Below are 6,561 nucleotides of genomic sequence, written 5' to 3'. Positions count from 1 at the left end.
CGCGGCGCAGACCTTCACCGCGCCGACCGGCTCGACCAAGCTGTCCTTCTACTACAACGTGACCTGCCCGGACACCGTCACCTACGACTGGGCCACGGCCACCCTGAAGGACAACACCACCGGCACCACCACCACCGTCCTGGCCAAGACCTGCGTCTCCAGCTCCGGCTGGGTGCTGAAGACGGCGAACATCACCGCCGGCCACAGCTACACGCTGACCCTGACCAACAAGGACGACAACTACCCCGGCGACCCGACCTACACCTACTACGACGACGTGACCTTGTCCTGACCGAGCAGCGCCGCCTGTGAGACGCGGTGGGCGGGCTGACCCGGCTGGGCAGCCCGCCCACCGTTCTTCCGTTCCCTGCTCCTGATCGCGGCTCACAGGTCCAAGGGGTGCCACTCTCCGGCGAGGTCGGGGTCGTCGGGCATGGGGTTGGTTCCGGCCCAGAGGATGCGTCCGTCCTGGACCTGGATGACGACGCGGCCCGTGCGTTTGCGCGCCCAGGCCACCGCATCCACGGCTTCGGGGTGCACCGGTGATTCCTCGAGATTGCCTGAGGGGACTTCAGGCGTGTCCAAGGCGGTGGCTTCCCAGTAGCCGTAGTAGCCCTGCGGCTGTTCGTCCGGGGCTTCGACCCATTGCAGGTAGACGGTGCCTGTCCCGATCCTGTTGCTCAGAGGTGCGGGTACATCCATGCGGCATCCTCGGATATCGGTTGAGGTCCAGGTCAGGGCATGACCTGGCAGACCACGGTTCGGTTGGCGCGGCACTGGACCGTCTTCGTGGATTCCAGGACGCTCCAGTAGCCGTCGGGCGAGCTGGGATTGGGCTCGCTCTGGTTGGTCCAGGAGAAGACGAGCGACACGTTGAGGTCTTCGTCCGCCTTGCCCTCGTAGATCTTCGGGCACGTGAAGGTGGCCCCCGCGAGCCATCCGCTCGGGCCGCAGGCGCGGCTGTCCAGGGGGTAGACGCCATACGGCCCCGCAGTGACAAGTCTGGACTTGAGTTCGGCGCTGATGTCGGCCCCGGCACCCCGGACTCTCGCGATCTGGAACTGGTCCAGTTGGATGGCGTAGCCCCGGAGCGAGAGGTGGGCACGGGTGAAGACTTCGCCCAGGGGGGTATCGCCCACCCCGTAGAAGATGTCGGCGTAATACGTGTAGTGCGTGCTGTCGTCCCGGACCCGGACAGGATTGCTCTGGATGGGGTTTCCGTCATGGTCGCCGACGGCTTGGACGGTCTTGTAGCAGAGCCAGTGGCCGATTCGTGCGGACATGACGGGCGCCATGTCGCAGCGCCCCAGATCGGTGCTGTGCGGTGCTGCGGGCCGACTTGTCGCGCTTGCCGGCGCGGCCGAGGCGGCGACGAGGAGCAGTCCGGCGAGCGCGCTTCGTCGCAGTCGGGCTCCTCCTCGCGTCGGTCGTCGCCTGGGCGGCCGGGAGGCGGGGGACGCGCTCATCAGTGATCTCCGTGTACGTGATCAGGGGACGCGGCTATTCATTCCCCCTGCTTGGCGTCGCGTCCACACATGTCACCCGAAGGAGGTGGCATCGTCCTCGGGCGTCTGCGGCGGGTCGTCGTCTGGCGGGTAAGGCGAAGAGTGGCGTGTCCGTGAGCGCTGGTGCTTGTGGGTGCCGAAATCCCTGTCCGCGCAGGTCAAGCGACATGCTCGTACGCGTGGAGGACTCCGCCGAGTCGGTCGCGCCGGCGTATGTCCAGGGCGCTCGACCTGGGGCGGTTCGAGCCGTGCGGGGAGGGCTCGCAGGGGTGCCGCGCCAGCCAACGCCCAGTGGGAACGGTGCTGGTTGTCATGCCGCTCGTAAATCCGCAGGACGCGACGAAGGTGGGCCTCGTTCCGCCGATTGCCCGTCCGGGCGATCGGGCGACTGAGACGGCCCTCAACATCGGCCCCGCCGCTGCCGCCAGCAACTTTGACGATGCGTCAAGACATGAACGCGGCGGCGGCCGCACACACCCTCAGGTGTGCGGCCGCCGCCTGCTTCTGGGTGCCGGGCGCCTACTCCGGCTGCGGGAGACGGCCCGTGCGGACCAGGTCGGCGTACCAACGGGCGCTGGACTTCAGGGTGCGCTGTTGGGTCGCATAGTCGACGTGAACCGCGCCGAAGCGCTTGGAGTAGCCGTAGGCCCACTCGAAGTTGTCCAGCAGCGACCAGAGGAAGTACCCGCGCACGTCGGCCCCGTCCGCCATGGCGCGCCGCACGGCGTCCAGGTGGCTGTGCAGGTAGGCGATCCGCTCCGGGTCGTGCACCGAGCCGTCGGGCCCTGGCTTGTCGTCGTACGCGGCGCCGTTCTCGGTGATCAGCAGCGGCAGGGCCGGGTACGCGCGGGAGAACCGCATCAGCAGCTCGTACATCCCGGCGGGGTCGATCGACCATCCCATCGCCGTCCGGTCGCCGGGCGCCTGGTGGAAGTCGACGTCGTCGGCGGCGGGCCAGGCGGAGAACTCGCTGGGCTTGTGGCCGTCGGCCATGACGCGCGGGGTGTCGCCGGAGGCGGCCGAGACCAGGGTCGGCGAGTAGTAGTTCAAGCCCACACTGTCGAGGGGCTGGTTGCTCGTCGCGGTGTCGCCGTCGCGCACGAAGGACCAGTCGGTCAGCGACGCGGTGTCCGCCAGCAAGTCGGCCGGGTAGGCGCCTTCCAGCATCGGGCCGGTGAAGACGCGGGTGGCCAGGGCGTCGATGCGACGCGCGGCGTCGACGTCGGCGGGCGCGTCGGAGAAGGGGCGGACGTAGGCGGGGTTGAGCGTGACCGACACCTGCGCCTCGGTCGGCAGCACGGCACGCAGCGCCTTCACGGCCAGGCCGTGGCCGAGGTTGAGATGGTGCGCGGCCCTGAGCGAGGCCACCGGATCGGTCCGGCCGGGGGCGTGCACGCCGGAGCTGTAGCCGAGGAACGCGCTGCACCAGGGTTCGTTGAGCGTGGTCCACAGCCGGACACGGTCGCCGAGCGCGGACCCCACCAGTTCGGCGTACTCGGCGAAGCGGTACGCGGTCTCGCGCTCGGGCCAACCGCCGGCGTCCTCCAGCTCCTGCGGCAGGTCCCAGTGGTACAGCGTGAGACAGGGCTGGATGCCACGCGAGAGGAGGTCGTCCACCAGGGCGCGATAGAAGTCGAGTCCGCGCTCGTTGGCAGGACCGGTCCCGGTCGGCTGGACGCGCGACCAGGAGACCGAGAAGCGGTACGCGCCGACGCCGAGCCGCGTCATCAACTCGACGTCCTCGGGCCGGCGGCGGTAGTGGTCGGCGGCGACGTCGCCGGTGTCGCCGCCGACCACCTTGCCGGGGGTATGGCTGAAGGTGTCCCAGATCGACGGAGACCGCCCGTCCTCGGCGGCAGCGCCCTCGATCTGGTACGCGGCCGTGGCGGTGCCCCAGAGGAAGCCGGGCGGAAACTGGCGGTCAGTCATGGATGTGCTCCTTACGGAGGCCGAGCGGAGGAACCGGGCAAGCATGAGGAACGGGATGTGGTCCAGGACGCCGGCCGGGCGCGGGGTCGGATTCCGGGCCGGCGTCCTGGACCGGGTGACGAGGAGGTCCGTACTGCCTCCGCGTCACCGCGGTTCGGAGGCGTCACGACGACGGTGGGCAGCACGCGTCGACGGTTCTCCTCCGTCCCTCGGACCGCCGCGGGAAGGCACTCCTTGACCGCGGCCCGAGGGAGGATCGTCCGATCTGCAGCCCTACTTGACCGGGGTCAGGTGCAGGATCATGTACTCGTAGGACTGGTCCTGCGGGGTCGGGTTGACGTAGGCGTTGTCCTTCGTCGGCCAGCCGGTGAAGTTCGCCGTGCTGAACTCGTACCAGGACGCTCCGTAGAGCACCGGCACCGCCGGCACGTTCGTCGAGAGCTCCTGCTGCAGGGCGTTGAGCGCGGACTGCTGGTCCGCCGCCGTGGTCGCGTTCTGGTACTGCTTCACGGCCGCGTCCGCGGCGCTGCTCTGGTAGCGGCTGAAGTCACCGGCGGAGGGCTGGCCGACGGGCGAGGTCAGGGTGGAGTCCAGGATGAACTGGAGCCGCTGGAAGGCCGTGGTGCCCTGCCCCCAGTGCAGCGCCACGTCGTACTTGCCGGTGGTGATGGCCGTGTTCCAGCCGTTGTAGTCCATGTCGCCGTTGACCTTCACGTCGAAGCCGAGGCCGTTCAGCGTCTGCTGCATGGCCTTGGCGTCGCACCAGTAGTCCGTGAAGGAGTTCGGGTCGATGATCGTGAACGAGATGGTCTTGCCGCCCTTGGTCCACTTACCGCCGACCTTGGCGTAGCCGTCCGCGCTCAGCAGGCTCCGCACCGCGGACACGTCCGAACCCGACTGCAGGTCGTGGGCGGTCGCCGGGTTGAGCGAGCTCTGGTCGAGCGGCAGCGTCAGACCACCGGACGAGGACGCGGGCAGCTCGTAGTTGGTCTCGCACTGGCTGGCCATGGAGGCGCGGTCGATGCCCGCGCTGACGGCCTTGCGGACCGCCACGTCGGCCAGGGCCGGCGCGGTCGGGCTCTTGGTGTTGAGCAGCAGCGCGACCGTGTTCCCGGCGGGGAAGTACGGCGCGTCGGTCTGGAACAGGTGGTTGTGCTGCGGGTCCCGGCCCACGAAGGAGGTCAGCACGTTGTTGATGTCGTTGCCGGCCAGGTCGAGCTGGCCCTGGGCGAGCGCGGTGGTGGCCGCGTCGTTGCTGGCGTAGTTGGCCACGGCGACCTCGGGCACCTTGGCCTTGCCGCCCCAGTAGGCCGCGTTGGCCTTGTAGCTGACCTTCTGGGCGCCGAAGGCGTCGACCACGTAGGGGCCGGTGCCTATCGCCTGTGACGCCTTGATGACCGCGGTCGCCGGAGCCGAGATCGCGGACCACTGCTTCTTCTGCACGATCAGCTGGTTGCCGATCGCCTGGGCACCGGCCATCTCGGGCGAGGCGAAGGTGAGCACCACGGTGCTGGTGTCGGGCGTGGCGATCGAGGCGGCCTTCGGCACGCCCTGGGTGTTCGCCGCCGCGTTGTCCGTCACCAGTTGGTAGGTGAAGGCCACGTCCGCGGAGGTGAGCGGGGAGCCGTCGGACCACTTGACGCCGGAGTGCAGGTGGATCGTGGCGGTCTTGCCGTCCGCCGACCAGTCGATCTTGTCGGCGAGCCACGGGGTCGGCGCCTGGGTCGGGTTGAGGGTGTTGTACTGCAGCAGCGGCTCGTAGATCAGCGAGTCGGTGTTCTGCGTCCGGCCGAAGGAGTTGCCGTCGAACGGGTTGAAGTCCTCGGTGAACGCGGTCGCGCCGGTGTTGTCCTCCAGGTAGAGGGTCTCCGCCGCGACGCTGCCGCCGCCCGAGCCGCTCGACTTGGGAGAGGAGGAGCTCGAACAGGCCGTGAGGCTCATTCCCAGGGCCGCCAGGACGGCGATGCTCGTGAAGGTGGTGCTGCGTCTCATTGTCGTACGCTCCTTGTGTCCGACCGGCGGGCGCCGGCCAGTGGTGAACGACCATGTCCAGGTCAGTGAGCGGTGGTGGGGTGGTGCTGCTGCGATCCGTCCGGTGCGTGCCGGACGGTTCGCGGTGTGTCGAAGCGGACGTCGCTTCGGGCGAGTTGGCGCTCGCCCGAAGCATCCCGGCGATCCCTGGGTGGTAGGAGCCGGCCGACGGAGCGGCGGTTCACGCCGGATTCGTCGGGTCCTCGTGGCGCTGGGGCGAGGGCACATTCCTCGTCTGCGGCACATCCGGTTCGGCGGACGTGATGGGTGTGTGCTCCGGGTCGAGCAGCCAGCAGGCGGCGACGTGCCGGCCCGGCTCGGCGCTCTGGACCTGGAGCGTGGGCGGCGTCTGCTGGGAGCAGACCGGCATGGCGAAGGGACAGCGCGGGTGGAAGCGGCAGCCGCTGGGCGGGGAGACCAGGCTGGGCGGCGCGCCCCGCCCGCGCAGCACCGGAGGCTCGGCCCGCTCGGGGTCGGGCGCGGCGCTGAGCAGGAGTTGGGTGTAGGGGTGGGCCGGCGCGTCGGTGATCTGCACCGCGTCACCTGACTCGACGATCTGCCCGGCGTACATGACCACGATCGAGTCCGCGAGGTAGCGGGCCGAGGCGATGTCGTGGGTGACGTAGAGAATGGCCAACTGCTCACGCTCGCGCAGCTCGTCGAGCAGGTTGAGCACGCCGAGCCGGATCGACACGTCCAGCATCGAGACGGGCTCGTCGGCGAGCAGCACCTCCGGCTCCACCGCGAGTCCGCGGGCGATGGCGACGCGTTGGCGCTGTCCGCCGGAGAGCTCGTGCGGGTACTTGTCGATGTAGTTCTCGGCGGGCGTGAGGGAGACACGTTCCAGCAGGTCGAGGACGCGCCGCTCCAACTCCTCCCGGCCCAGGCGCCGGCCGGCGTGCAGCTTCAGCGGTCGCTCCAGGTGGTAGCGCACGGTGTGCACGGAGTTGAGCGAGGAGAAGGGGTCCTGCAGCACCAGATGCACCCGGCTGGTGTAGGCGCGGCGGGACTTCGTGTCGGTACGGACCCGCTCGCCGTCGAGCAGCAGCTCGCCCGTGGTCGGCGCGATGAGCTGGGTGAGCAGCCTGGCCAGGGT

Annotated in this window: 6 protein-coding genes; 1 reads left to right on the top strand and 5 read right to left on the bottom strand. The window is 69.4% G+C overall.

All coding sequences use genetic code 11. The annotated features are described in order from the left end of the window. Positions 1–292 (top strand): hypothetical protein (locus BMY61_RS46960; RefSeq protein WP_177240417.1); only part of this gene is annotated, 292 nt, incomplete at its 5' end. Positions 293–384: 92 nt separating this feature from the next. Here the strand turns inward: BMY61_RS46960 and BMY61_RS43255 are convergent. From BMY61_RS43255 to BMY61_RS43235, 5 genes are all read right to left on the bottom strand, one after another. Beyond that, complete coding sequence (locus BMY61_RS43255; protein WP_042457623.1) at positions 385–702, bottom strand: hypothetical protein; 318 nt, start codon at positions 700–702, stop codon at positions 385–387. Positions 703–734: 32 nt separating this feature from the next. Further along, on the bottom strand, positions 735–1,283 hold the full coding sequence (locus tag BMY61_RS43250) for a hypothetical protein (protein WP_143094837.1): 549 nt from the start codon (positions 1,281–1,283) through the stop codon (positions 735–737). A gap of 741 nt (positions 1,284–2,024) precedes the next feature. Then, a complete protein-coding gene (locus BMY61_RS43245) occupies positions 2,025–3,434 on the bottom strand; it encodes a GH1 family beta-glucosidase (RefSeq protein WP_075004315.1) in 1,410 nt (469 codons plus the stop codon). Between the two features lie 273 nt (positions 3,435–3,707). Next, the gene (locus tag BMY61_RS43240; protein ID WP_042457614.1) at positions 3,708–5,426 is read right to left on the bottom strand and encodes an ABC transporter substrate-binding protein; all 1,719 of its coding nucleotides are present in this window, start codon (positions 5,424–5,426) and stop codon (positions 3,708–3,710) included. Between the two features lie 220 nt (positions 5,427–5,646). Further along, a partial coding sequence (locus BMY61_RS43235; RefSeq protein WP_075004314.1) for an ABC transporter ATP-binding protein occupies positions 5,647–6,561 on the bottom strand: 915 nt, incomplete at its 5' end.

The organism is Streptacidiphilus jiangxiensis (assembly GCF_900109465.1).
Lineage (GTDB): Bacteria > Actinomycetota > Actinomycetes > Streptomycetales > Streptomycetaceae > Streptacidiphilus > Streptacidiphilus jiangxiensis.
The sequence above is the reverse complement of the archived record's forward strand: the minus strand, read 5'-3'. Positions and strand labels throughout refer to the sequence as shown.

Excerpts from the sequence above, each read along its gene's own strand:
- BMY61_RS43250 (WP_143094837.1), bottom strand. The coding sequence starts at position 1,283 with ATGTCCGCACGAATCGGCCACTGGCTCTGCTACAAGACCGTCCAAGCC.
- BMY61_RS43255 (WP_042457623.1), bottom strand. The coding sequence starts at position 702 with ATGGATGTACCCGCACCTCTGAGCAACAGGATCGGGACAGGCACCGTC.
- BMY61_RS43240 (WP_042457614.1), bottom strand. The coding sequence starts at position 5,426 with ATGAGACGCAGCACCACCTTCACGAGCATCGCCGTCCTGGCGGCCCTG.
- BMY61_RS43245 (WP_075004315.1), bottom strand. The coding sequence starts at position 3,434 with ATGACTGACCGCCAGTTTCCGCCCGGCTTCCTCTGGGGCACCGCCACG.